Origin of the sequence: Helicobacter sp. TUL, from assembly GCF_002287135.1 — a bacterium.
GTDB lineage: Bacteria > Campylobacterota > Campylobacteria > Campylobacterales > Helicobacteraceae > Helicobacter_F.
This window is the reverse complement of record NZ_NESU01000008.1, coordinates 47,988-72,305: the sequence shown is the minus strand read 5'-3', so window position 1 is coordinate 72,305 and position 24,318 is coordinate 47,988. Positions and strand designations below refer to the sequence as shown.

27 protein-coding genes are annotated in these 24,318 nt (G+C 37.2%); 13 read left to right on the top strand and 14 right to left on the bottom strand.

Translation table 11 applies throughout. From position 1 onward, the window contains the following. From B9T66_RS05270 to B9T66_RS05205, 14 genes are all read right to left on the bottom strand, one after another. Positions 1–1,414 (bottom strand): glycosyltransferase family 4 protein (locus tag B9T66_RS05270; protein ID WP_143429100.1); only part of this gene is annotated, 1,414 nt, incomplete at its 3' end. Positions 1,415–1,496: 82 nt separating this feature from the next. Beyond that, on the bottom strand, positions 1,497–2,387 hold the full coding sequence (locus B9T66_RS05265) for a glycosyltransferase (RefSeq protein ID WP_095627941.1): 891 nt from the start codon (positions 2,385–2,387) through the stop codon (positions 1,497–1,499). A gap of 20 nt (positions 2,388–2,407) precedes the next feature. Next, the gene (locus tag B9T66_RS09330) at positions 2,408–4,441 is read right to left on the bottom strand and encodes a methyl-accepting chemotaxis protein (protein ID WP_095627940.1); all 2,034 of its coding nucleotides are present in this window, start codon (positions 4,439–4,441) and stop codon (positions 2,408–2,410) included. Positions 4,442–4,557: 116 nt separating this feature from the next. After that, positions 4,558–5,502, bottom strand: coding sequence for a UDP-glucuronic acid decarboxylase family protein (locus tag B9T66_RS05255; protein ID WP_095627939.1), 945 nt, complete (start codon positions 5,500–5,502; stop codon positions 4,558–4,560). 125 nt (positions 5,503–5,627) lie between these two features. Continuing rightward, positions 5,628–5,807: a hypothetical protein gene (locus B9T66_RS05250; protein WP_143429099.1), complete on the bottom strand. Its 180-nt coding sequence runs from the start codon at positions 5,805–5,807 to the stop codon at positions 5,628–5,630. Positions 5,808–5,889: 82 nt separating this feature from the next. Further along, positions 5,890–7,356 (bottom strand): FAD-dependent oxidoreductase, encoded by a 1,467-nt coding sequence (locus tag B9T66_RS05245; protein ID WP_095627937.1) that lies wholly within the window; start codon positions 7,354–7,356, stop codon positions 5,890–5,892. A gap of 10 nt (positions 7,357–7,366) precedes the next feature. Continuing rightward, complete coding sequence (locus B9T66_RS05240; RefSeq protein ID WP_095627936.1) at positions 7,367–7,828, bottom strand: GtrA family protein; 462 nt, start codon at positions 7,826–7,828, stop codon at positions 7,367–7,369. A 14-nt stretch (positions 7,829–7,842) separates the two neighbouring features. Further along, positions 7,843–9,036 carry a UDP-glucose 4-epimerase GalE gene (gene galE / locus B9T66_RS05235; RefSeq protein WP_257874615.1) on the bottom strand — a complete coding sequence of 398 codons (1,194 nt, stop codon included), beginning with the start codon at positions 9,034–9,036 and terminating at the stop codon, positions 7,843–7,845. Between the two features lie 63 nt (positions 9,037–9,099). After that, a complete protein-coding gene (gene xseA, locus B9T66_RS05230; protein WP_095627935.1) occupies positions 9,100–10,332 on the bottom strand; it encodes an exodeoxyribonuclease VII large subunit in 1,233 nt (410 codons plus the stop codon). Between the two features lie 8 nt (positions 10,333–10,340). Beyond that, on the bottom strand, positions 10,341–11,330 hold the full coding sequence (locus B9T66_RS05225; protein ID WP_095627934.1) for a hypothetical protein: 990 nt from the start codon (positions 11,328–11,330) through the stop codon (positions 10,341–10,343). After that, on the bottom strand, positions 11,330–12,487 hold the full coding sequence (gene folP, locus B9T66_RS05220) for a dihydropteroate synthase (RefSeq protein ID WP_257874614.1): 1,158 nt from the start codon (positions 12,485–12,487) through the stop codon (positions 11,330–11,332). The genes B9T66_RS05225 and folP overlap by 1 nt, the downstream gene beginning before the upstream one ends. After that, positions 12,487–13,131, bottom strand: a complete 645-nt coding sequence (locus tag B9T66_RS05215) for a DNA polymerase III subunit delta' (RefSeq protein WP_095627933.1) — start codon at positions 13,129–13,131, stop codon at positions 12,487–12,489. The genes folP and B9T66_RS05215 overlap by 1 nt, the downstream gene beginning before the upstream one ends. A 9-nt stretch (positions 13,132–13,140) precedes the next feature. Beyond that, positions 13,141–13,725 carry a HobA family DNA replication regulator gene (locus B9T66_RS05210; RefSeq protein ID WP_095627932.1) on the bottom strand — a complete coding sequence of 195 codons (585 nt, stop codon included), beginning with the start codon at positions 13,723–13,725 and terminating at the stop codon, positions 13,141–13,143. 12 nt (positions 13,726–13,737) lie between these two features. Further along, positions 13,738–14,946 (bottom strand): aspartate kinase, encoded by a 1,209-nt coding sequence (locus B9T66_RS05205; protein WP_095627931.1) that lies wholly within the window; start codon positions 14,944–14,946, stop codon positions 13,738–13,740. Between the two features lie 171 nt (positions 14,947–15,117). On the opposite strand from B9T66_RS05205, the gene B9T66_RS05200 reads away from it, so the two are divergent. The 13 genes from B9T66_RS05200 to B9T66_RS05140 all read left to right on the top strand — a co-directional run bounded on the left by B9T66_RS05200 (position 15,118) and on the right by B9T66_RS05140 (position 24,316). After that, positions 15,118–15,366: a hypothetical protein gene (locus tag B9T66_RS05200; RefSeq protein ID WP_095627930.1), complete on the top strand. Its 249-nt coding sequence runs from the start codon at positions 15,118–15,120 to the stop codon at positions 15,364–15,366. Positions 15,367–15,464: 98 nt separating this feature from the next. After that, positions 15,465–16,499, top strand: a complete 1,035-nt coding sequence (locus B9T66_RS05195) for a flagellar basal body P-ring protein FlgI (RefSeq protein WP_095627929.1) — start codon at positions 15,465–15,467, stop codon at positions 16,497–16,499. Between the two features lie 19 nt (positions 16,500–16,518). Further along, entirely contained in the window at positions 16,519–16,854 is a 336-nt protein-coding gene (locus B9T66_RS05190) for a hypothetical protein (protein ID WP_095627928.1), read from the top strand. Continuing rightward, complete coding sequence (locus B9T66_RS05185) at positions 16,854–17,927, top strand: sensor histidine kinase (protein WP_095627927.1); 1,074 nt, start codon at positions 16,854–16,856, stop codon at positions 17,925–17,927. Before B9T66_RS05190 ends, B9T66_RS05185 begins: the two co-directional genes overlap by 1 nt. 77 nt (positions 17,928–18,004) lie before the next feature. Next, positions 18,005–18,412, top strand: coding sequence for a DUF1104 domain-containing protein (locus B9T66_RS05180; RefSeq protein ID WP_095627926.1), 408 nt, complete (start codon positions 18,005–18,007; stop codon positions 18,410–18,412). 15 nt (positions 18,413–18,427) lie between these two features. Next, positions 18,428–19,156, top strand: a complete 729-nt coding sequence (locus tag B9T66_RS05175; protein WP_095627925.1) for a response regulator transcription factor — start codon at positions 18,428–18,430, stop codon at positions 19,154–19,156. After that, on the top strand, positions 19,146–20,477 hold the full coding sequence (locus B9T66_RS05170) for a sensor histidine kinase (protein ID WP_095627924.1): 1,332 nt from the start codon (positions 19,146–19,148) through the stop codon (positions 20,475–20,477). The genes B9T66_RS05175 and B9T66_RS05170 overlap by 11 nt, the downstream gene beginning before the upstream one ends. Positions 20,478–20,490: 13 nt before the next feature. Further along, positions 20,491–21,360 carry a toxin-antitoxin system YwqK family antitoxin gene (locus tag B9T66_RS05165; RefSeq protein ID WP_095627923.1) on the top strand — a complete coding sequence of 290 codons (870 nt, stop codon included), beginning with the start codon at positions 20,491–20,493 and terminating at the stop codon, positions 21,358–21,360. A 13-nt stretch (positions 21,361–21,373) separates the two neighbouring features. Then, on the top strand, positions 21,374–21,562 hold the full coding sequence (locus B9T66_RS05160) for a hypothetical protein (RefSeq protein WP_095627922.1): 189 nt from the start codon (positions 21,374–21,376) through the stop codon (positions 21,560–21,562). Then, positions 21,552–22,295: a tRNA (5-methylaminomethyl-2-thiouridine)(34)-methyltransferase MnmD gene (locus B9T66_RS05155; RefSeq protein WP_257874613.1), complete on the top strand. Its 744-nt coding sequence runs from the start codon at positions 21,552–21,554 to the stop codon at positions 22,293–22,295. The genes B9T66_RS05160 and B9T66_RS05155 overlap by 11 nt, the downstream gene beginning before the upstream one ends. 69 nt (positions 22,296–22,364) lie before the next feature. Continuing rightward, positions 22,365–23,324: a magnesium/cobalt transporter CorA gene (corA, locus tag B9T66_RS05150; protein WP_374220126.1), complete on the top strand. Its 960-nt coding sequence runs from the start codon at positions 22,365–22,367 to the stop codon at positions 23,322–23,324. A 6-nt stretch (positions 23,325–23,330) separates the two neighbouring features. Then, positions 23,331–24,104 carry a TerC family protein gene (locus B9T66_RS05145; protein WP_180763340.1) on the top strand — a complete coding sequence of 258 codons (774 nt, stop codon included), beginning with the start codon at positions 23,331–23,333 and terminating at the stop codon, positions 24,102–24,104. Further along, positions 24,101–24,316: a hypothetical protein gene (locus tag B9T66_RS05140; protein ID WP_095627919.1), complete on the top strand. Its 216-nt coding sequence runs from the start codon at positions 24,101–24,103 to the stop codon at positions 24,314–24,316. Before B9T66_RS05145 ends, B9T66_RS05140 begins: the two co-directional genes overlap by 4 nt. Positions 24,317–24,318 lie beyond the last annotated feature (2 nt).

Below are 24,318 nucleotides of genomic sequence, written 5' to 3'. Positions count from 1 at the left end.
CCCCGAGGCTATAGATTTTAATAAGACTATCCAAATACTTAGGATTATGGAGATTTTCTATGATTTCTTGTCGTTTTATGACAAAATTCTGCCAAATTTCCTCATAAGATTGCAAATTGGAAGCAATCATTACTTCAAGATTTCCCACATTATTTTTGAAGCGGTCTTGGTAAGATAATCTAGGATCAACTTCAAAGATAAAACTACTGCCACAAAAATATTCAATTGTTTCTTTCAATGCTCCAATACGGGAAACTAAAGGTATAGCTCCAGCAAGGATAGATTCCACAATAACTAACCCAAAGGTTTCATACCACAATGAAGGTATCACCGAAAGCTTGGCTTTTTTTAAAATCTCTGCAATCTCCATTGGTGTCCGCCTACCTAAGAATATACAATTTAAAATTTCTTTTGAACTTGTTGTAGAATGGGAATTTAAAAGCTTGTGAGCGAGGTTTTCACAATATTCTTTATCATCTCCATCGCCTATAATACAAAGCTTATACGATGAAAATTCTGGTTTTTGTATAAGCTTTGCAAATGCTTCGATAAGAAGTGGAACATTTTTCTCTGGCGCAAGCCTACCAAAGAATACAATCAGATCTTCTTTGTCTTCTAAGCACACATTAGGATTGTAAAATTGCATTTGTATAGGGTTTTGTAATACTTCTAATTTTTTCTTACTAAACCCATCATCTATATGTTTTTGGTATTGAAACTTGCCTACACAGAGAATCTTATCAAAAAGATTGTTTTCTCGCATCAAAATTCCACAATAAAAAATCGTTCGCAAGCCCTTCAAGATTGAATAGATTCTCCCTCTCCTATCACAATTTTTCCACATAATGCGAAATTTTGAATGTCCTATACATTCCTCACAAATCGCTTTTTGTTTGTAATTATATAAACCCCCATTGGGACAAACACCAAAATTATGTTGTGTAAAAATAAGTTTAATATGTGGGAATTTGCGTTTATAAGCACGAAGAGCAAAAAGAACACTTGGACTTAGACGAGAAAGATAATTTTGCGTATGAATAATATCAGGACGTGTAGCAAACAAAAAGTGCTTTAATAATCGATAATTTTTCAAGTTAAAAATATACTTGATAGCACCTATAGGTTTAGAATACATTGCCCAATCATCGAGCATCAAAAAATGTTGAAAATCTACACCCTTTGGTAAAGTCTGTAATGTATCACAACTAGCGACAAAAATCTCGTAATTTGGAAGAGTCAGGGTTTGCTCAATGGTGTTACGAAATACGCTTTCAGCTCCACCACGATAAGAATCTGAAGCAAGATGAAGAAGTCTTATTTTGGTATGCGAAGTGGGTGATTGAAATCGAGAATCTGTATTTGCTCCTTTAGTATGAGCACAATCAGAAAAGCCAAGACTTTGAAATTTAAACATAAGAAAACCCCTTAAACATCTTTTGTATCATGCACTTTCCCTCCAAAAATATATCCGCCGTTATATATATCTAAATAAAAAATTATTGCTTTCTTTTTCCTAACAAGACCCTTGCTTGATTGCGGAATCTTCTAGGAATTGCATTTCGCACAACAACGCGTGGAATAATCCAAAATACATAACGCAAAGTATGATAAATAGGGAAAAGTTTATGATAGCGCGTCCCTATTTGCAAATCTTCCCAAAACATACGCCAAGAAAGCGAACCAGAAACTCCCTCAACATTAAAAGCACTCACAACCACCGCGCTATGCCAAAAAAGCAATCCTGCATTATATACTTTAGTAAAAAAATCCGTGTCACCAGCAATTTTAAAATATGTATTATATTTATAATGCTTCATTGTTGCAGAATCTATAAACGCACTTTGGTGAATAAAATGATGATGATATTTATGGGCATTTTTACGCTCATTTGGCACAGCATGAATAATCTTGGTATGTTCTGCATCATAAATAATCTGCGTATCCCCATAAATAACTGCCGCCTTTTTCCCAGCACTAGCCAAATATTCTTGATATGCTGCAAAAAGTTTAGACACGCTCTCCTTGCTAAAAAACATATCTCCACAATTCATAAAATTACACCACTCTCCAGTAGCGAGATCTATGCCTTTGTTCATCGCATCATAGATTCCGCTATCACGCTCACTTAAAAACTTAAAGCTAACATTGGGGTTAGAATCTAATTGCGCTTCAAGATAAAGAGAATCTGCTTTAACTTCCTTATGCGTGATAGTTGCTAGGGAAGTGATTGTGGATTCTATGCGTTGGGTCGTGCCATCACTACTATATCCATCAACAAGGATATACTCGATATGTGGATAATCCTGACACAATACAGAATCCATAGTTACAACGATGTGGGAAACATCGTTATATACTACGGTAATAATCGAGATCTTAGACCGCATGTGTTGTATCCTAATCTCTCTTAGAACTTCTTCCTCTCCACATCAGCTAATATCTCATCAGCTATAGTATTTACCTTTTGAGTAATCTCATTAGTATTATTAGCTACTTCAACATTTTCTTGTGTTACACCTTCAAGCTGTGCAATAGCTTCATTGATTTGTGATAAACCTTCTGTTTGTTCTCTAATAGATTCACTCATTTCATTGACTGATTGCACCAAGATATTAACATTAGCTTCTATCTCACCTAGAGATTTTGTTGTTCTTTCTGCTAGTTTTCTTACTTCATCAGCAACAACGGCAAATCCTCTTCCGTGTTCTCCTGCTCTTGCAGCTTCAATAGCAGCATTAAGTGCTAAAAGGTTTGTTTGATCAGCAATGTCTTTAATCACGCCTACGATATTTTTAATATCTTCTGCTTGTTTAGTAGCCTCAATGGTTTTATCACTAACATTTTGCATTGATGAGCTTATTTCTTCTACAGCAGCGGCAGATTGTTCTAAAGAGCTTGCTTGAGATTGAGAACCTTCTGTAAGTTTTTGCATAGAAGTTTTAAGTTCTTCACTTTGTGCTGCTAAATCTTTTGCAAAATTAGAAGAAGCTTGAAGCATTTGTCTAATTTCTTCACCTAATGTATTAGTAACAACTTCTACTCTTCCTTTTGCATCTTTAACTTGTGTAGAGAAATCAAGTTGTGTATAAGCATTAAATACCCTAGTAATTTCGTTAGTATCGCTTCCAATTTTTGTTTGTAAAATAGCAAGCATATGATTTAGCACTTCTTTAAGCTCTACAAGTTGAGGATTTGATGGAACTTTATCTATACGAGCTGTAAGATCACCATCTTCTACTGCTTTAGCAGTTTCTGTAGCTTCAAGTATCGCTTCTTTATCTTGCTGCAGTGAGTTTTTTGTGCGTTCTATATTCTGCTCAATCACTTCAGCCATGGATCCAAACTCATCTTTTGCAAGCTTATGTTGCAAAGCAGGAGGCGTAGAAACTTCATGATTAATAAATTTAAAGAAATCCTGAAGAAGCTTTTGAATTACGCTAACTGGTCCAATAAGTTTTTTGATAATAAAATATAACATAACAAAGCCAAACACCCCTAAAATTAATGCTATCACACTTGAAGTCACAAAACTTTTATTAACCGCATCTATAAAATCGCTTTGCGTTGCTGCAACTACGATTGTCCAACCAAAAGGAAATTGCTTATAATATGTTAGTCGTCTTTCACCCATACGATTTATAAATTCTACATAGCCCTCGGGTGTTTTTTGCACGGCATCAAAAACAGCTTGCTCTACTTGCGTCAGAGGTTTATCATGGTTAATAGCGCTTGGATTTTTATGAGAGAAAATTCGCCCCGTATCATCTGTGATAAAAATAGCCATACTAGGAAGCTCTGGACGCTCAAAATTCAAAAATCTCTTTTGAAAATCATCCACAAAAACGTCTAAGCAAATTACGCCCAAAAAATTGCCGTTTTCATCGACAAGTGGCGCAGTAGCCAACATCTTACCTTTATCTTTTCCATTTTGGCTTATGTATGTTGAGGTTACGATGCCTTGGAGCTGTTTTGTCTCAAGATATTTTTTCTTAGTTTCTACATAATATGGGCGATCTAAATAACTAAAACCTGGTTCCACTGCCTCATAATCATGTTTAAATGCTGCCTTTGATTCTTCATTATATTCCACTAGCGCTTTTCCATTTTTCTCAAATATCACATAAGCAGCAGGATATTTGATAAGTTCAGCAGTTTCTGCTAACACTGCTCGCTGTTTTGCGATTCTATCAGCTTGATCAGAAATAGTCTCCAATGCCAAAATTTGCTTTCGCAAAAAATCTAAATGCTGTTGTGCCTCGATATTCATCGTAATATTGATAGTCGTATACGACGCACTTAAAGCTCCCTGCTGAATACTCTGAAAAAGATCTATGGTATTTTCGGAAGTCTTTTTGTAATTATAGATAGTAACCGTTGCAATCACAACGATAAAAATTGATAATACACTTATCAATAACTTATTAGCCAAAGAAAATCTCATACTAATACCCCCTATAGTTTATGCTCCTGCAAATCTAGCAAAAAAATTCTTAAAAAATGCAAAGGTATCAAGACATTTTTAAGCAAAAATCCCCTTATCATAGCAATATATGCCCTTTATACTCCTAATTCTTGTTTAAAATATTGAATAGTTTTTTCAAGTCCTTCCTTAAGCTGTATGCTTGGCTCCCACTTTAATTCGCTTTGTGCAAGAGTAATATCAGGTTTTCTTTGCTTGGGATCATCTTGCGGCAATGGGTGAAAACTAATTTTAGAATGAGATTTAGCAAGTTCTATAACATTTTTGGCAAGCTCTAAGATTGTGAATTCATTGGGATTTCCGATATTTACTGGTCCAAAAAATCCATCTTTGCTCTCCATAAGTTTTATCATACCATCAATAAGATCATCAACATAACAAAAACTGCGTGTTTGGCTCCCATCACCATAAATACTTATATCCTCACCTTTTAGTGCCTGAATAATAAAGTTACTCACCACACGCCCATCATTTGGGTGCATTCTAGGACCATAAGTATTAAAAATCCTCATAACCTTTATATTGACATTATGTTGTCTTTGATAATCAAAAAACAATGTTTCTGCACACCTCTTGCCTTCATCATAGCACGCTCGTATGCCGATAGGATTGACTGCGCCGCGATAACTTTCTACCTGTGGGTGGATTTCAGGATCGCCATACACTTCACTTGTGGATGCTTGTAAAATTTTTGCTCGTGTGCGCTTGGCAAGTCCTAACATATTGATAGCACCCATCACAGAGGTTTTGGTCGTTTGCACCGGATCAAATTGATAATGCACCGGACTTGCTGGACAAGCGAGATTATAAATCTCATCAACCTCAATATACAGAGGGAAGGTCACATCGTGTCGCATAAACTCAAAACGCGGATTATTCAACAGGTGCAAAATATTGCGTTTTGTGCCAGTAAAAAGATTATCCACACAAAGCACTTCATGCCCCTGCTCCAACAATCGCTCACATAAATGTGAGCCCAAAAACCCTGCCCCACCAGTTACTAAAATCTTTTTATATTGCATCCAATCTCCTTATATATCAAGATTTGTAAAAAGCATTATAACGCAAATTAAAGATTGATAAAATCAACGCACAAAGAAATGTGCATAAAAGACAATCTTTTTCACAACATATATTAAAATACAACCTATTGTTTATCAATAAAAATCTCAAATCCATAGAATCCGCTTAATGATGATATCCCTATGCTATTTTCTTGCGATAAAAATGAGATATGACTATCCACATCAGGATAAGAGTTTGCCTTTGTGTAGAAAAGCACACTTGTAAGACATACAATAACTACTGCTCCAAATAGAGCATACATTCTATGCTCCATAATAACATTCATATATCTCATCAATTTTATGAACAAAAATGTAACCTTGTTGTTTCTTGTGATAAACTCTTTACTCACTTTTTCCACCTTCTTGATAGTCATAGTCTGTGTTAATATGCCACAAATTACAATTTTTGCCCAAAATCTTATCTGCACACATCAATCCCATTAAAATACTATGATCTTGGTTATTGTATTTAAAGCTACCATTTCGACCTATAAAATACAAATCTTCAAAGCTATCAAGTGCATCATAGATTTGATGTAAATCTTCTTTGTAGCCTCTTTCATATATAGGGTAGCTTTTATGAATTTTTAATACAGCTACATTTTTTATCAATCTAGAATCCGCCACAAGTTTAGATTCCAATAAATCTCTTTTTGCCGTATCACCAAGTGTATTTTCATCTAGATTCCACAAAGGCTCATCATCATTAGCCCAATACTCAAGGCACAAAATCGCAGAATCTTTTCCGCACCGCAAATCTTTTGTCCAATTAGCAAAATTTGTGATTCTACCTGTTTGTGTATCTTTGCTATGCACATAAATCCAATTATCTTTAAACAATGAAGTGCCTGATGATACATCATTTATAGTCTTTGTATGATCTTGGATTTTAGAATCTTGCAAATCTTGTGCTACTTCTACATACACTAAAATGGTGTTTCTAAACTTTAATTTTTTGGCCAAATCTTTTGTCTTAGAATCTAATTCATCTAAAGATAGCACCATATCCCTAAAAGGTGCGGTCGAAATGACAATATCTCCACTAAAATCTCCCTTATTTGTGGTAATTCCGACAGCCTTTTTATTATGCGTTTTGATACCCACAACTTCAACATCACAATGTATCGTGCCACCCAGTTTGATAATCTCATCTTTCATGTTGTTATACACTACACCACAACCCTTTTTAGGATAGCTAAATTCATCGACTAAAGTTTTATGTTTGTTTCCACCATTGCCAAAAAACGCAGATTTTATAGCCTCATAGAGATTTAGTCCTTTTATACGCTGTGCAGCAAAATCAGAATCTAGCTCACTGCCCTTGATTCCCCAAAGTTTTTCTGTGTAACCCTTAAAAAATATGCTATAAAGTCGGTAGCCAAAAGCATTTGCTACCCAAGATTCAAAGCTATCTCCTTTAAAAGGTAAAATTTTCGCCTTACAATAACTTAAAACACATAGAGCAGATTCTATAAACCCGAGCTTAAGTAGCGCATCAAATCCACGCAAGGGATAATAAAAAAACTTACGATTATAAAAGATTCTAGTAAGCCGTGAGACTTTCTCATATTCGCCATTTGTATGTGCGTGCCAAAAATCATTAAGTCTTTTGTCTTTGCTAAAAAACCTGTGTGGTCCAATATCTACGATTTGAGAAAATAGCTCTACGCTCTTGCTCATACCGCCAACTTGAGATTCTAGCTCAAAAATTTCTACGCTATATCCCGACTCACTTAATACCCTAGCAGCGCTAAGCCCAGCAGGTCCTGCACCAATGATTAATACTTTTTTAGAAGTTTCTTGTGTCATTGCTATCCTTTTATGAGATTATTTTGTGTGGAAGTTTTGTAAAACTAAAATACTTGTGTCCTAAATAATTACAGATAAAACTCATACCTACCCCACAAACATGCGCCACAAACTCCAAATGTTTTTGGTGTAGTAAAAAATCTGTATATGATCCAAGCAATGAATGTGCTTGTAGGTGAGTATAAAAAGTAGGGGTGAGGGTTTCTAAAACAAAAAGTGTTGCAACACTTACAAACAAAGCCACAACCAATCCAAAACTTGCTACGATACTAAAACGGACAAAGGCGAATTTCAAACTAATATTGCGAGGAAATATATATTTAGCAGAGAGTGCAAAATTTACAAAATGCCCCAAAATATAGGCGATAACTACACTATATGAAAAATTTATATAAAAACTTATGTAATGCCTTGATATAAGATTTACAAGTAAAGCCAAAAGTGCAACACAAAAATATTTTAGGAACTGCATCTTGTTTTCTTGTATTAATATCTTGGGTTTGTATGCCAACGCAAAGCAGATGCAAGGATTGTTTCAAGTTTATAAAAATATGGATTCCAACCCAATATATCCCTCGCCCTACTACTATCACCAATGAGTATGGCAGGATCTCCTGCGCGCCTAGATTCTATGACATATGGGATTTTTTTGCCACATAAATCTTGCGCACATTCTAACAACTCAAAGATAGAAAACCCTTCCCCATTTCCAAGGTTAAATACTTCACCTACTTTGCCATCTTTTTTAACATCTAAAAGATACTTTAGGGCTAGAATATGTGCGCTTGCCAAATCATCAATGTGAATATAATCACGCACACAAGATCCATCTTTTGTAGGATAATCATCACCAAAAACACTCAAAGACTCTCTTTGACCAAGTGCGGTTTGCAACAACAAAGGAATTAAATGTGTTTCTGGATTATGAGATTCGCCAATATCAAAAAGCATACTTGCACCAGCGGCATTAAAATAACGCAATACCACATAATGTAATCCATAAGCATTATGAAAATCTCTCAATATGTGTTCTACCACGAGCTTTGAATAACCATAAGGATTAATTGGGTTTTGTGTATGGGATTCTGTTATAGGCAAGTGCAATGGATTGCCATATGTGGCGCACGTGGAACTAAAAATAATATTTTTTACATTAGCCCTACGCATAGATTCCAAAAGATTAAGAGAATTAGCAACATTATTGCGATAATACTTGCTAGGATCATTCACGCTCTCCCCAACATACGCATAAGCAGCAAAATGCATAACTGCCTCTATATCGTATGTATCAAAAATAGAATCTAATGCAGCCTTATCGCTTAAATCAGCTTGTATAAAAGTAGTGCGTAAGTGTGCATTTTGGAGTGAGTGAAGTAGCAGTGAATCAGAGTTAGTTTGTGTCTTAGAAGCTTGTAATTGTGATACAAAAGTATCATTTAAGGGGTATTTACCCCCCCCCGCAAAATTCTTAGCTAATTGTGCAAGAAATTGTGTTAATGTGGCATTACTAGCAACATCTAATGAAGTATATTGCAAAGATTCTTTATGTCCCAAGCTAAGATTATCTAATACAAGTGTCTCAAATCCCAATGCATTCAATAAGGCATTTGCGTGAGAACCAATATATCCTGCCCCACCAGTTACTAAAATCTTTTTTGTTGTCATAGATTGCTGTGCCATTACATTCCTTGCATTTAAAACTTTGGTGATTATACTATATCCTCTCTTAAAAGCCCCATTCTCTTAGAGAATCTTTGCTTGTTTTATCGCCGTAGTATCCACAAGCTCGACTATTTCGCCACTTTGCAAATGCTCTAAGGCAACCACTTTGCCATTTTGTAGCACCTGCGCTAGATCTTTTTTGGTTTGCTGCGGATTTAGTGCCAAAAGCGTATAGCGCAAGGATTCTATAACTTTTTGCTTAGAATCTAGTAATCGCTCAAAGCGCAATGCCTGATAAAATGGCGATATTTCCGCTTCTTTATCTTGCAAAAAAGTTCGTGCCACATTCACAAGATTTTGTCGCAAAAAAGCAACTTGCTCACATTGTGTGCGTATGGTAGATTCTCTATTTTTTGCTTGCAAAAGCGCTAAGATATGCTTTAAAATCTCATACTTTGAGGCATACAGGGATAAAAACATATTTTCATGCAATCTACCCATTTCATCAAGACGCATAAGCCACTCTTGTGAATCTGGTAAAATCATCTCCATTGCTGCACTTGGAGTAGGCGCTCGCAAATCTGCTACAAAGTCCGAAATCATTGTATCTACCTCGTGTCCCACAGCACTGACTATCGGAGTGCGTGCATGAAAAATCGCATCAGCCACCACTTCCTCATTAAATGCCCACAAATCTTCGATACTACCGCCACCACGACCAATAACAATCACATCAAAAGCTTGTGGTGTACCAAAAAAACTATCGGCATATGCGATATTGCGCGCGATAGAATCTTTTGCTTCATTGCCCTGCACAAGCGTATTTATCGCGACAATTTTTGTAAGCCTCCATCGCTTTTTGGCAACTTTTAGCATATCTTGGAGTGCTGCACCGCTAAGAGAAGTCAAAATCGCTATGCGTTTAGGGTATGGTGGTATAGGCTTTTTAGATTCAAAATAGCCCTTTTGTTGCAATGTTTCTTTGAGCTGCAAAAAGCGCAACGTAAGCTCACCTATACCCTCTGGAATCATACTCTTGCACTGAATCTGATATTCTCCACGCGGTGTATATACGCTTATGCCACCACTCACAACAACGCTTATGCCATCTTTTGGCTCAAATTTAAGCGCATTGACATTACCACGAAACATAACACAACGCACTTGTGAGTTTGCATCTTTGAGACTAAAATACATATGTCCGCTTGTATGGATTGTAAGATTGCTAATCTCCCCTTGCACTTGGACTTGTAAAAATGTGCTATCCATAAGAGCCTTTATCTGTGCATTTAACTCACTGACACCAAGAATCATGCCTATCCTTAACGCTTAATATGAAGCTTTTTCTTGTATTCATGCACGACAGATTCAAACTTGCTAAGAAAAAATGGATTTTGTCCATTCATATATTCTACAAGCATAGAGAGTTGTTTTTGTGTGAGATGTGTAACTGCCTTGTAACATATTTCATTAAAGCCCTCATCATCGTTATTATCCACACTCTCTTGAATCGCTTGGGAATATTTAAGAAACATTTTTCTATCTTGTTCCTCTTGTTCATTGTGTTTCAAGATATCCTGATACAATGTTTCAAGCTCCTCAAATGGCATTTCTTTTAAATATTCTTTAGAATACAAACCTGTGAGTGCCCTTACTTTGGCGACAAGTTCGAGTTTTTGAGGCACATTGTTGTAATAATCTCGATACACATCATACAAATTTGAAGGCATAAAATCCTTAACCACCATAAGCTTTACGCGTGCCATTGTGAGAATCTGCTGACGCGTGGCTGGATCTTTAAGTTTATCAATAGTTTGGTGCAAAAATTGCGTATCATTGCGACGCTTTTCATAAAATTCCTCAAGCACCTTAAATTCTTCCTTTGGCAAACCTTTTAGCGCTGTAGCGATTTGGGAAAGCAAAATTTCTTGAAAACTTCTATAGGCAATGTGAGAAATTTTTTGCATCTTGTGCATAGGCATATCTTTGAGCGCTATAGCCAACAAATCATTGACTTCACTATAATCAAACTTCATATATCCCTCTTGCAGACACTCTATGAGCGTTATGACATCATTTGCACAATCTTTGAGTTTTTGTTTAAACTCCGTAAGTTCACCCATATCAAGTAAAATAGAATTAGTTTTAATGCTTTTATTGTCATTTGTGAGATGAAAATACGACCCTAAAAGTTTTTTTGTAACTTCTTGATATGCCTCTTGAATCTCTTTTGTTTCCATAGATTGCAATGTATTTGGATCATAATCATGCCGCTTGAGAAATTCTATCATTCTATCACGACTAAGTGCCATTACAAGATTCCTTGTTGCAAAGTGCTTTCTTGCAAGGCATAATAGACTTTAAGCATATCGCTATGCTCTTTGCTATCATGCACACGCAAAATATTTGCGCCATTTTGCACACCAATAAGATGTAGTGCAAGTGTTGATGCAAGGCGTTCAGACACTGCTTTGCCTGTAATTTGCCCTAAAGTATTTTTTCGACTAGCACCAAGTAAAAGAGGATATCCAAACCGCTTAAAATGCAGGAGATGATTTACAAGCGCGAGGTTTTGTGCGTCATTTTTGGCAAAGCCAAAACCCACATCTAGGATAATTTCCTTGCCTCCGCTGTGTATAACTTCATCAATTTTGCGCTCAAAAAATGTATCAATCTCCCCCAAAAAATCATCATATTGCGTAAGCGTTTGCATAGTCTCTGGTGTGCCCCTTGAATGCATAATAATCGCAGTTGCACCAAAGGCAGCATTAACCCGTGCCATATCAGGATCACTAAACCCACTCACATCATTAATGATACTAAAACCACTTTTAAGCGCAAACTCTGCGGTTTTTGGGTTGTAGGTATCAATGCTAAATTGCACCTTTTTATACAATTGCTTAGAATCTATTTCTGCACACACTTCACCCAAGCGCGCTATTTCATCACAAGATTCTATATTTTGACTACCTGGACGCGAACTTGCCGCACCTATATCGATATATGCCACGCCTTCTTCCAAAAGCTCATAAATACGCTCAATCGCCTCTTTAGAGCTTTTGCGACTAGAAGCATAAAAACTATCTGGCGTAACATTGATAATCGCCATAATCTTAGCTTGTGTATCTGGGGGTGGTTTGATGTGTGATTTGAGGTATGTAGCAAGATTCTTTAGTCCAAAATCTTGTGCAGAAAGCTTAGTAACAAGCCGCCTTAATTGAGATGCATTGGCAATGAGTAAGCCAACTTTTTCTCCTTTGTAGAGAATCTGCTCACGAGGTGTGGCATACTCTGCCCCCACGCTTAGCGCTTCTTGTTTTACAATCGCACTTGCCACATAGCTTAAATCGTGCAATGCAAAATAATACATCTGCGCCTTTTGTGCCATAATCTTATGCCCCACCTCATCAGCACCCACGCGTTTTAGCACATCTAATGCTCTTGAAGTAGCTATGCGTGTAACTTGCATTATCGCACTCCTCGTTGTTTTTTGTGAATCTTTAAAAGCAGGGGTAAAAAAATATAGCTCTCTTTGGTATATGAATCTGCTAATGCAATAGCCTCATCAAAAGCCTCTAGCTCGGTGCGATTTAAACAAATTCCGCTTGTATGCACCGCAAACAACAAGGCTTGAATGTGATCTTTTATCTCTTGGATACTGCGATTTTGCCTATCGCAATCTCGCAAAAACTCATAAATAGCAGAAAGCGTGAACTTTTTCATATCAAGCTCAAAAAGAGGAAGTGTTTTTTTACTCTTGTGCATATAGATATGCAAACGCGAAAGAATTGTGGGCAATAACGCATTTTTGCTTGGCGCAATAAGCACAAAATGCACGTTTTGTGGTGGCTCCTCAAGAATCTTAAGTAGCGCATTTTGCGCCTCGATACTATAAGAAGGTGCTATAAGGATAAGAAATCGCTCCCTATCACTTGCAAGATAGCTTTGCGCAATCACCTCTCGTGCATCATCTATGCGAAATTCAAGTTCCTTGCCCTTGCTATCTGTGGGGTGAAAAATGACATAATCTCCTTTTTGTAGTGTCGCGGTGATATTATGCGCAATCTCTTGAGGCTGTGCGCTAATATGCAACTCTCCAACAAAAAGTCCCATACCCAAACCCTACGAAAGCTCTAGGGAAATCTGCCCAAAGACAACGCCACACAACGCCCTTTCAAACAAGCGATAAAGCTGCAAAAGCTTATAATCAAGCAAATCATCAAGTGAGCTTAGTCTAATGGTTTTAGTAGGCATATCTTGCCCATCAATAAGCCACATAAATGGTTCATGCACCGCAGGGAAAAGCGCAAAATCCCCACGAATAGTCTTTTTACCAATATACCAAAGCATATAATTCTTGGCAAAAGAATGCTCAAGCATTTTATTAATCGCACCAAAATGCCTATCAGGTGTGTTATTATAATTAAGATTCATATCAATCATAAAGCCTAGAGATTCAACCTCAAAAATAGGAAAAAATGGGCGTGTTTTGCTAGGAAGATTGATATTTTGTGTGATGTATTTGCTAAACCATTGGCGTTGCGTATCGGTAAGCACCACCAAACTTCCACCATGTAAAATATGCAAAAATACACGACGAAAAAGTGGGACGAGCCCTAATCTCTGCTCGTGTAGCCAACCACTCATAATGCCTTTATTATCTTCTTGTATAATGGCTTCTTTCAGCCATACATCTAAACGCTCCATTACCACCTAATCCTATTTATCAAGCGCATACACATCATGGAGTGTGCGGACAGCCAATTCGGCATATTTGATATTTACAATCATAGAGATTTTTATCTCACTTGTGGCAATCATCATAATATTGATATTTTCTTTTGCCATAGCCTTAAAAGCGATACTTGCCACACCGCTGTGAGATTTCATACCCACACCTACGATAGAAACCTTTGCAATATCGCAATCATACTCAATGCTTTGCACATCATTTTTGAAGCACTCAAGCACTTTTTTGGCAAGTTCTACCTCTGTTTGTGGGATTGTAAAATCAATGTCTGTTTTACCATCTCTACCAATGGTTTGCACAATCATATCCACATTGATATTTGCCTCTGCCAATGTGCTAAAAATCTCTGCTGCAATACCAGGTCTATCAAGCACATCAGCTATGCTTACTCTAGCTTGATTCTTATCCAATGCCACACCACTTACGATGGGTTTTTCCATAATATCCTCCTCATCTGTTATCAATGTCCCTTCACTAGCCGAAAACGAACTACGCGACACAAGCTTTACTTTCAGTTTTTTTGCTAACTCCACAGAGCGATTAAGCAGCACTTTTGCACCCATAGACGCTAACTCTAACATTTCATCATAGCTAATCTTATCAATCTTTTTGGCTTTAGATTCTATGCGCGGATCGGTAGTGTAGATTCCATCAACATCGGTATAAATCTCGCACAAATCCGCATGTAAAGCACCCGCTAATGCAACCGCAGAGAGATCGCTACCACCACGCCCAAGCGTTGTAACCTCACCTTCTTCACTTATGCCTTGAAACCCTGCAACGACCACGACATAGCCTTCTTGCAAAAGTTTTTGTATGTGATTGGTATCAATATATTTAATGCGCGCTTTTGTGTGCGTATTTTCTGTAACAATCCCTGCACCACGCCCACTCAAAGAAATCGCTTTTATCCCTTTAGATTCTAAAGCTATCGCTAAAAGCGCACTACTTACTCGCTCTCCAGAACTAAGAAGCATATCCACTTCGCGCGTATTTGGCAGAGAGGAAAAAAAATGTGCATATTCTAAAAGCGTATCTGTCTGCCCACTCATAGCAGACACAACTACGACCAAACCACATTTATGATGATCTAGGGTTTGAATCACGCGTTGCGCGACATTCTCTATCCTTTCACACCCACCCATACTTGTGCCACCATATTTTTGCACAATTAACATTGTCTATCCTTACACAGAATTTAGATTCAATAGTATTTTTACCACTAGCAGTCAAAAAAAGAAAATGCAATCATAAAATGAAAATGCTTAAAGTTTTAGTAAGTATTCCCTTGCACCAAAAATACAAACGCGTTACAATGCCAAATATACAACAAAACAAAAGGCAAAAAAATGAATACAAAAAAAAGGCGATGTGGATTTTGTGGCAAAATGCCATTAAATGGGATCAATGTTTTACTCATCGTGCTAATTTGTGTCATTTTGTATGTGTTTAATCACTTTGAAATGAAACAATACCGCGCACAAAAAGCCCAAGAAAAAGCACAACAACAAGCCAAAGCGCAATTTGAAAAACTCACCGATGAATGCTTTTTGCATAACAATCACCAATCTTGCGAGATTCTAAAAACTCTCCAATAGCACAAAACATAAGCTTACAAACTTTTGGAATCTTTTTTGCTTTTTCCCTCACAATGCGCACATACCCAAAGGACAGGGGAACATCTTAAGGAGATAGTATGAAAAAATATCTTGCGATATGTATATTTGGCTTTAGCATAAGTTGTCTAAGTTTTGTATGGGCACAAAAAGTTTCTGATCTCGCTCAAATCGTGGGTATTCGAGAAAACTCACTTGTGGGCTATGGGCTTGTGATAGGACTAAATGGCACAGGGGATAAAAACGGCTCAAAATTTACCATGCAAAGTATGGCAAATATGCTAGAGAGTATGAATGTCAAGGTTTCGGCAAATGACATTAAATCAAAAAATGTCGCAGCAGTAATGGTAACAGCAAATATGCCGGCTTTTGCAAGAGCGGGAGATAAAATTGATATACAAGTTTCATCTATTGGTGATGCAAAGTCTATCAATGGTGGAACTTTGGTGCTCACACCTCTAAGTGCAGTTGATGGTAATATTTATGCCCTTGCCCAAGGCGCTATCACTCTTGGTGAGAGCAATAACGCGCTCTCTGGCACACTCATAAATGGTGCAACAATTGAGCGTGAAGTAAGCTACAATATCTCTGCGCAAGATTCTGCCACGCTTAGCCTCAAAAAATCCGATCTCCAAAATGCCGTAAAAATCCAACAAACCCTCAATGAAACCTTTAATGCCAATGTTGCTCTTGCGCTAGATTCACGCACTATCAAACTCCAAAAACCACAACCTATGAGCATGGTGGAATTTCTCGCACTCGTAGAGGAAGTTGAGATTGATTATATACAAAAACAAAAAGTGATTATTGATGAAAAAAGTGGCACAATCGTAGCAGGATTAGGGATTACCATAGAACCTATTGTGGTAACGCATGGGGATTTGACACTCAAAATTTCTGATGAGATTCAAAGCGATCCAGAAGCACTCAATATCGGTGATGATGTGAGTATTTCCAAAGCACAAAATGTCCTTGCCACCAATGGCAAAAAGCCTACAATCGCTAATGTGGTGCGTGCATTGCAAAAAATTGGTGCGAGTCCTAAAAATATCATCTCTATTCTTGAGACAATGAAAAAAAGTGGCGCAATTACCGCAGACATTGTGGTTATGTAGCTAGATTTAAGGAGTAGCAATGAATATAACAACACAAAATGGTCTTAATGCCTATGAGAATCTAAAAGGCGATGCACTCTTAGAGAATCTAAAACATCGAGCCAAGTCATCTTCAATCCAAAAACTCCAACACGAAGAAGATAAAAAACTTAGGGAGCAAACAGATAATTTTGAAGCCTTGTTTTTGCAAATTATGCTAAAAGACGCTATCAAAAACGAGAATCCACTCTATCCAAAACAACCTGGAAGCGACATTTACCACTCTATGTATATTGAAAATCTCGCACAAAATCTTAGCGGAAGTTTTGGGTATAGTGAACTTTTATCTAATTACCTCAAAGATTTACAAAAATAATGCCAAAAGATTTGCAAGAAACATCACTCAAAGAGAGTTTGTTAAGCCATAACCTCATAGAAAGTCTTGATACCAATGATAAACAAAAGGTGCTAGATTCACTCCTAGAGCTTATCAAAGGCACTTACCAACTAGAAGAGGAATTTAAAAGCCTAAAAAACCTCTATAACAATGTCTTAGAGCTCCTCCCTCAAGCTATTTGGGTGCTTGAAAAAGATGGTAATTTATTTTATCAAAACAATCAAGCCTACGCAATGCCAGAGATTCTTACACTGATTCAAACAAGCCTTAGTCTCTCTTCTATCAAGATAGGAGAGATCTATGAAAGTGAGTTAGAATACAATAACAACGCCTATATGTTTAAAATTAGCCTCTTAAGTGATAAAACCATCATCACGGCATTTAATATCACAAACCAAAAACGCCAAGAACGCCTCGCATCTATGGGACAAGTCTCGGCACATTTAGCCCATGAGATTCGCAATCCAGTGGGATCTATCTCTATTCTTACTTCTACACTGCTTAAACGCGGTGATTCAACAATCCAACCTATCGCCACTGAAATTAAAAAATCTATTTGGCGTATTGAGCGACTTATCAACGCGACCCTTCTTTTTTCAAAAGGCATAAGCGTAAATAAAAAACTCCACACACTCCACGCCATAGAACAAGAATTAAAAGAATGTATCGCGTATTACACATATGCCAAAGATATTGAATTTATCTTTAGACTTAATGCACAATCTGAAGTGCTAATAGACTTTGATTTATTTAGCATTGTGTTGCAAAATTTTGTCTTTAACGCGATTGATGCGATTGAAGAAAGCGATGAAGAGCAAGGAATTGTGGAGATATGGTTTAGCCAAGATTCTCAAAAAAGTGTCTTTTATATTCGCGATAATGGTAAGGCTATCGAGGATAAAAATGTGCTTTTTGAACCCTTTAAAAGCACTAAGCTAAAGGGTAATGGCTTAGGTTTAGCACTTAGCCAACAAATTGTCATAGCACATAACGGAAAAATAAACTTACAAGACAATGGAGAAAAAGTTTTTGAAATTGAAATTGCGCGCTAAATTTCACACACAACCACAATTTATACCTACAATTCCTCTACACTTTTAGGTGTATCTCATTACATAAGGAGTAGTTTATGAAAAAAATACTAGCACTAAGTTTGGCAGGAAGTTTTCTTGTGAGCGGTTTGCTCGTGGGAGAGGATTTTGCAAAAAAAAGCAATAAAGATCTCATAAATCTCGCTGGAAAAGTAAAGCCCAAAGATGTTCCAGAGTATAGATTAGAGATTGCTAAACGCATTGAAGATATGAGTGTCAAAGAGGCGCGTGAGTTTGAAGAAAGCATACGCGAACAAGCCCAAAAAGTCTATGATGGTATGAAAGTCAAAGAATTTCGTGATTACAGACACGAAGCACATAAGGCAGTAGAAGAGTTTTGTCGCAAAAACAAAGAGGAATGCAAGCTTATTCATCCGCCAAAACCACACGAATTACACGATGATCGTGATGATAAGCCAAAACCTCCAAAACCACCTAGAAAATAACGCCTATATCGCGCTATGTCTTTGACACACAACACCAAAAAAAGCACCACTGGTGCGAAGGTCTTGCTTTTAGAAGATGATAGCGTATTGGCTGAAATCTTGTGTGAATTTTTGGAAAGCGAGGGATTTAGCGTAGAATGGTGTCAAGATGCCTCAAGTGCGCTAAACCTCGCATACGAAAAGAGTTTTGATATTTGGCTGCTTGATGTGAAGGTGCCGCTAGGAGATGATTTGGGTGCTTCCAAGGAACTTCCGGGTTTTGAAGTGCTAAAAACCTTACGCCAAGCAAATAAAAATACGCCTTGTATTTTTCTCACTTCCCTTAATAGCATGCAAGATTTGCAAATAGGTTATGATGTGGGTTGTGATGATTTTTTACGCAAACCCTTTGAACTTGTGGAGCTAAGACTTCGTATCCATACACTACTAAAACGATCTTTTGCGCATCGCAATACACAAATGGAGGATTTTGGTAATGGTGTGAGCTTTGATATCATCACCAAAACACTCTATAAAGATGGCAAGATTCTCTCCATAACCAACAAAGAAACCGCCTTGCTTAATCTCCTTTTGCAATACCCAAATACCTATATCTCACAAGATCGGATTTTTGAAGAGCTTTGGGATATGGGACAAGAGCCAAGTGAGCTTTCATTGCGCGCATATATCAAAAACCTACGCAAACTTATTGGCAAAGATAAAATCTTAAATCAACACAACAAGGGATATTGCTATGTCCGCTAACTCCACAAAACGCACTATCGCTAAGATTCTATCTTTGTATTTAGGCACAACGCTTGTGCTTTTGTGTGGGCTTTTTTATTTTGTTTATAAAAAAGAATCGCGCAATATTTATTATGAACAAGTCATCGCCTTACGGGAAATATCCCTAGAAATCCTTGAGATTCTCAAAAAATATCCCCCAGATACCCTCAATGCAGCCATTACAGAAATTAGAGAATCTAAACAAGATATTGCCTTTGGAATCTTTGATAAAAAAGGGCATGCTATATTTTCTAATCTCGTGCGCGATCCCACACAAGAAGAGTTTTTAGAGGGATTTTATAAGGTGGGAGATAAAGTCATCATAGATCCACAAACCTTTGTGCATCGTCACCAAAAACCCCCACATGTTCGATTGAGGATTTTTTTGCAAGATGATAGCGTAGATTCACTAGTTATCAAAAACAACATCAAGCTTGGCGTGTATTTTGCAGCAATCCTTGTGGCTATGGGCATTGTGGCGTATATTTTGGTGCGATTATTTCTCAAGCCCATTAATGACCACATACAACGGCTTGATACTTTTATCAAAGACACAACGCACGAGATTAACACACCAATTAGCATTATTCTTATGAGCATAGAAATGCTACATAATAAGCATTATAACCCAGATGATGCCAAAAAAATCACACGCATAAAACTTGCCTCGCTGCAATTAGAGCATATTTACCGCTCGCTTGTAGCATATAATTTTCCACATAGTCTGCCACAACACACAGAAAGACTGCGCTTAGATATCCTTTTGCAAGAACGCATAGAATTTTTCACGCCATTTTTTACACAAAAAAATCTCAAACTCCAAAGCGATATCACACCAGTATCTTTTCAAGCAAATCGCGAAAAAATCATCACACTTTTTGACAATCTCATAAGTAATGCGATTAAATACAACAAACATAATGGAGAGATTCACATCACGCTCCATAATAATCGCTTTGTAATTAAAGATAGTGGCAGTGGGATAGATTCCAAACACCAAGCAATGATTTTTGATCGCTTTGCACGATTTGATAGAAGCGTTGGAGGATTTGGCATAGGATTAAGCCTTGTGCGTGAAATATGCAAAGAATATAATATCCAGATTCATGTGGAGAGTATCACAGAGGGTGACACGCGCATAGGAAGTGCGTTTGTGCTGACTTGGCACACAAGGGATCCATATGAAAATGGTAGCGCAGTCTCTGGTGTGTGTGGTGATGGAAAAAAGATTCCAAATATACAGGGGCTAGAAGAATGGGAAGACATTGGGGAGCAAATCTCCAAAAGTTGCAAAGAGTGATCAAGGAGTTTGTATGAAAAAGATTCTTTTATATGCTGTGGGTTGTGTGGTTATAGCACTTTGTGTTGTGTGTTATTTTGCATTTACACAAACGCGAGAGTTACAAGAGTGCAAAAGTGAGCGAGATAAAATAAGTGGGTGTGTGGAAAAAGAATATGATGAAAATGGAAATCTAGAATCTGAATTTCCGTATAAAAATGGTGAGCGACATGGTGTTGCAAAAGAATATTATGGAAATGGGAATCTAATGTATGAGATACCATATAAAAACGATATGCAACATGGTGTAGAAAAAGAATATTATAAGAATGGGAATCTAAAGTATGAGACTCCATATGAAAATGATAAGCAACATGGCGTGGAAAAGTGGTATGATGGAAATGGGAATTTAGAGCGTGAGATTCCATACGAAAATGATAAAAAACATGGCGTGGAAAAAGGATATTATGAAAATAGAAATCTAAAATATGAGATTCCATTTGAAAGCAATATATCACATGGTACTGCAAAGGGATATTATGAAAATAGAAATATAAAATATGAGATTCCATTTGAAAATGGTGAGCCACATGGCGCAGAAAAGTGGTATTATGAAAATGGGAATTTAGAATATGAGATTCCATTTGACAATGGCAAGAAACATGGTGTTGCAAAAGCATATTATGAAAATGGGAAACTAAAATATGAGATTCCATATGAAAATGATAAGCGACATGGTGTGGAAGAAAGGTATTATGAAAATGGAAACTTACAAGCACAAGTAACCTATGACAATGGTAGCGCAGTCTCTGGTGTATGTGGTGATGGCAAAGAGATTCCAAATATACAAGGATTAGGATATTGGAACATTGGGAAGCAAATCTCCAAAACTTGCAAAAAATAATCAAGGAGTTTGTATGAAAAAGATTCTTTTATATAGTATAGGTTGTGTGGTTATAGTGCTTTGTGTTGTGTATTATTTTGTATTTACACAAACGCGAGAGTTACAAGAGTGCAAAAGCGAGCAAGATAAAATAAGTGGGTGTGTGGAAAAAATATATTATGAAAACGGGAATTTAATGCGTGGGATTCTATATGAATCCTAACTTCCAAACCCCCTCAAATCTTATGCTAAAATCAAGCGCTGATGGGAGCTTTAGCGCATATAATGAGGCATTTGATGAATGCTATCATAGTCTTAAAGATGGCGCCTTGCAAGAAAGCCTATATAAGCACATCATACCAGCTTTTAGTGCGTGTGAGGATCTACAAGAAATAACAATTTTAGATATTTGCTTTGGACTTGGCTACAATACCCTTACAAGCCTTTATTATCGACAAATACACGCTCTACCTACACGCTTAGTGATATATTCTCCAGAGATTGATCATACACTCATACACAATCTCAAAAACTTCCCTTATCCAAAGGAATTTGATGTGCTACCTATCCAAAAAATCCTTACAGCACTCACAAACACAGACACATACCAAGACACAAACACATATATAGAAGTGCGCATTATCGATGCGTGTGAATACATACACACTATAACAACACATAGTATTGATGTGATTTATCAAGATGCCTTTAGCCCTAGCAAAAATCCTGCACTTTGGAGCAAAGAATTTTTTGCGCAATTATATAGAATCTTGCGCCCAAATGGCATACTCACTACCTATTCCCAAAGCTCTAGCATACGGAAAAATGCCCTTGCGTGTGGATTTTTGGTCTATGATTGCACGCACAAAGATAAGCTAGTGCGTAGCGGAAGCGTGATGAGTAAGAGTGCATTACACTTGCCACACTATCACCTAAAACCCTATAACAAAGCCTAAGCGCCTAAAGTAATAAGCACAAACACATATTTTATTTGCTACAATACCAAGAATAATATATCGTGATGTATGCAAGGAGGTAGCATGAATGTATTTTTGAAACGAAATGGGCTTGTTGTGCGCCAAGAACTTGATACAACCAAACATATTTCCGAGCAGATTCTGTGGATTGACTTATTTGAGCCTACAAGTGTTGAAGTGGATTATATTGCCAACACTTATCATCTTGATATTCCAACCAAAGAAGAGCGCGAGGAGATCGAGCAATCCGCACGATATTGGGAGGATAGCGGATCTATTACGATTAATACTTACTTTTTGGTGCGCACACAACAAAATCTCGTCAATGAAACCATTACCTTTATCTTGCATAAAAATATTCTTTTTACCATTCGATATAGCGAACTTAAGGTTTTTGAGGAGATTCAACAAATTGTGCTTGCTAGTCCCAAAATTTTTGAAGATGGATTTGATTTGGTGAGCAAGATGTTTGAAGCGCGCGTGGAAAAGGACGCGGACTTATTAGAATCTGTAGCCAAAGAAACAAGAATCTTGCGTAAAAATGTCTTTAATGAGGAACTTATAGATTATAAACAAATGCTAGAAGCCCTCTCTAATCTCCAAGAACTCAATATGAGTGTGCGAGATTCACTCTTTGATAAACGCCGCGCAATTACTGCAATGCTTAGAAGCAACAAGCCAGATTCAGAAATCAAGCAAAACCTAACCATTGTGCTAAAAGACCTTAACTCTCTTGTGGAATTTAACACCGTCAATATGCACGCACTTGATAATATCCAAACCATTCTTACCAACCAAATTAATATTGAACAAAACAAAACTATCAAACTCTTTACCGTGGTAACCGTGGCTATGATGCCTCCCACACTCATTGGCACGATTTATGGCATGAACTTCGATCATATGCCAGAGACACACTTAGAATATGCCTATCCTGTGGTGCTTGTCATTATGATTCTCTCAACAATCTTTCCTATTGTGTATTTTAAGAAAAAAGGGTGGTTATAAATGGAGATTTTTGCTTGGATTTTTGATCCTAGCGCGTGGATGGCATTGCTTACATTAAGTATTATGGAGATTGTTTTAGGCATTGATAATATCATTTTTATTGCGGTGCTTGTCTCAAAACTTCCAGAACATTTGCGACAAAAAGCGCGTATCTTGGGCTTGGCTCTTGCGATGATTACACGCATAGCATTACTTAGCCTTATTTTTGTCCTCTCTAAACTCACTGCGCCACTTTTTAGTATCGGAGAGTTTGCTATTTCGGGGCGTGATTTGGTGCTATTTTTGGGTGGGCTTTTTCTCATCTACAAAGCCACTATCGAGATTCACCAAATGGCACAAGGCGATGAACAAACTCAAAATATCACATACACAAATGCCTTTGGCTTAGTGCTTATACAAATTGCCTTGCTTGATATTGTGTTTTCTCTAGATTCTGTGATTACGGCAGTGGGTATGGCAGAAAATCTTCCAGTAATGGTGCTTGCAATTATCATAGCGGTGGGCGTGATGATGTTAGCCTCCAAAAGCATTTCAGAATTTGTAGAACAAAACCCCACCATAAAAATTCTTGCTTTAGCGTTTTTAATTCTCATTGGCGTGGCGCTTGTGGCTGATGGATTGCATTTTCATATACCAAAGGGGTATTTGTATTTTGCCATTGCTTTTTCTCTTGGTGTAGAATGTATAAACCTTTGGCTTAGCAAAAAACATAATAAAAAGTCCTTGCGCACGAATGATACAACCTCTATAAATCCCACAATGCGAGATTCACACAAATGAGGCTTTGGCTTTTTTATTTTGGTTTGGCAGCGTGTGTGCTAGGATATATATTTGTCGGACTTGGTATCGTGCTTTTTCCTATCAGTATCTTTTGCCTTATGTATGCGGGTGTGTATAATATAGGCTTTTGGATTATGATAGTAGGCAATATTCTTGGCTTTAGTATGAGTTTGTTTCTTGTTGTCGAAAAAATTGCAACAATGCTTGTGTGAAT

Coding starts and splice junctions, on each gene's coding strand:
- B9T66_RS05265 (WP_095627941.1), bottom strand. CDS start 2,387: ATGCGGTCTAAGATCTCGATTATTACCGTAGTATATAACGATGTTTCC.
- B9T66_RS09330 (WP_095627940.1), bottom strand. CDS start 4,441: ATGAGATTTTCTTTGGCTAATAAGTTATTGATAAGTGTATTATCAATT.
- B9T66_RS05255 (WP_095627939.1), bottom strand. CDS start 5,502: ATGCAATATAAAAAGATTTTAGTAACTGGTGGGGCAGGGTTTTTGGGC.
- B9T66_RS05250 (WP_143429099.1), bottom strand. CDS start 5,807: ATGTATGCTCTATTTGGAGCAGTAGTTATTGTATGTCTTACAAGTGTG.
- B9T66_RS05245 (WP_095627937.1), bottom strand. CDS start 7,356: ATGACACAAGAAACTTCTAAAAAAGTATTAATCATTGGTGCAGGACCT.
- B9T66_RS05240 (WP_095627936.1), bottom strand. CDS start 7,828: ATGCAGTTCCTAAAATATTTTTGTGTTGCACTTTTGGCTTTACTTGTA.
- galE (WP_257874615.1), bottom strand. CDS start 9,036: ATGGCACAGCAATCTATGACAACAAAAAAGATTTTAGTAACTGGTGGG.
- xseA (WP_095627935.1), bottom strand. CDS start 10,332: ATGATTCTTGGTGTCAGTGAGTTAAATGCACAGATAAAGGCTCTTATG.
- B9T66_RS05225 (WP_095627934.1), bottom strand. CDS start 11,330: ATGGCACTTAGTCGTGATAGAATGATAGAATTTCTCAAGCGGCATGAT.
- folP (WP_257874614.1), bottom strand. CDS start 12,487: ATGCAAGTTACACGCATAGCTACTTCAAGAGCATTAGATGTGCTAAAA.
- B9T66_RS05215 (WP_095627933.1), bottom strand. CDS start 13,131: ATGGGACTTTTTGTTGGAGAGTTGCATATTAGCGCACAGCCTCAAGAG.
- B9T66_RS05210 (WP_095627932.1), bottom strand. CDS start 13,725: ATGGAGCGTTTAGATGTATGGCTGAAAGAAGCCATTATACAAGAAGAT.
- B9T66_RS05205 (WP_095627931.1), bottom strand. CDS start 14,946: ATGTTAATTGTGCAAAAATATGGTGGCACAAGTATGGGTGGGTGTGAA.
- B9T66_RS05200 (WP_095627930.1), top strand. CDS start 15,118: ATGAATACAAAAAAAAGGCGATGTGGATTTTGTGGCAAAATGCCATTA.
- B9T66_RS05195 (WP_095627929.1), top strand. CDS start 15,465: ATGAAAAAATATCTTGCGATATGTATATTTGGCTTTAGCATAAGTTGT.
- B9T66_RS05190 (WP_095627928.1), top strand. CDS start 16,519: ATGAATATAACAACACAAAATGGTCTTAATGCCTATGAGAATCTAAAA.
- B9T66_RS05185 (WP_095627927.1), top strand. CDS start 16,854: ATGCCAAAAGATTTGCAAGAAACATCACTCAAAGAGAGTTTGTTAAGC.
- B9T66_RS05180 (WP_095627926.1), top strand. CDS start 18,005: ATGAAAAAAATACTAGCACTAAGTTTGGCAGGAAGTTTTCTTGTGAGC.
- B9T66_RS05175 (WP_095627925.1), top strand. CDS start 18,428: ATGTCTTTGACACACAACACCAAAAAAAGCACCACTGGTGCGAAGGTC.
- B9T66_RS05170 (WP_095627924.1), top strand. CDS start 19,146: ATGTCCGCTAACTCCACAAAACGCACTATCGCTAAGATTCTATCTTTG.
- B9T66_RS05165 (WP_095627923.1), top strand. CDS start 20,491: ATGAAAAAGATTCTTTTATATGCTGTGGGTTGTGTGGTTATAGCACTT.
- B9T66_RS05160 (WP_095627922.1), top strand. CDS start 21,374: ATGAAAAAGATTCTTTTATATAGTATAGGTTGTGTGGTTATAGTGCTT.
- B9T66_RS05155 (WP_257874613.1), top strand. CDS start 21,552: ATGAATCCTAACTTCCAAACCCCCTCAAATCTTATGCTAAAATCAAGC.
- corA (WP_374220126.1), top strand. CDS start 22,365: ATGCAAGGAGGTAGCATGAATGTATTTTTGAAACGAAATGGGCTTGTT.
- B9T66_RS05140 (WP_095627919.1), top strand. CDS start 24,101: ATGAGGCTTTGGCTTTTTTATTTTGGTTTGGCAGCGTGTGTGCTAGGA.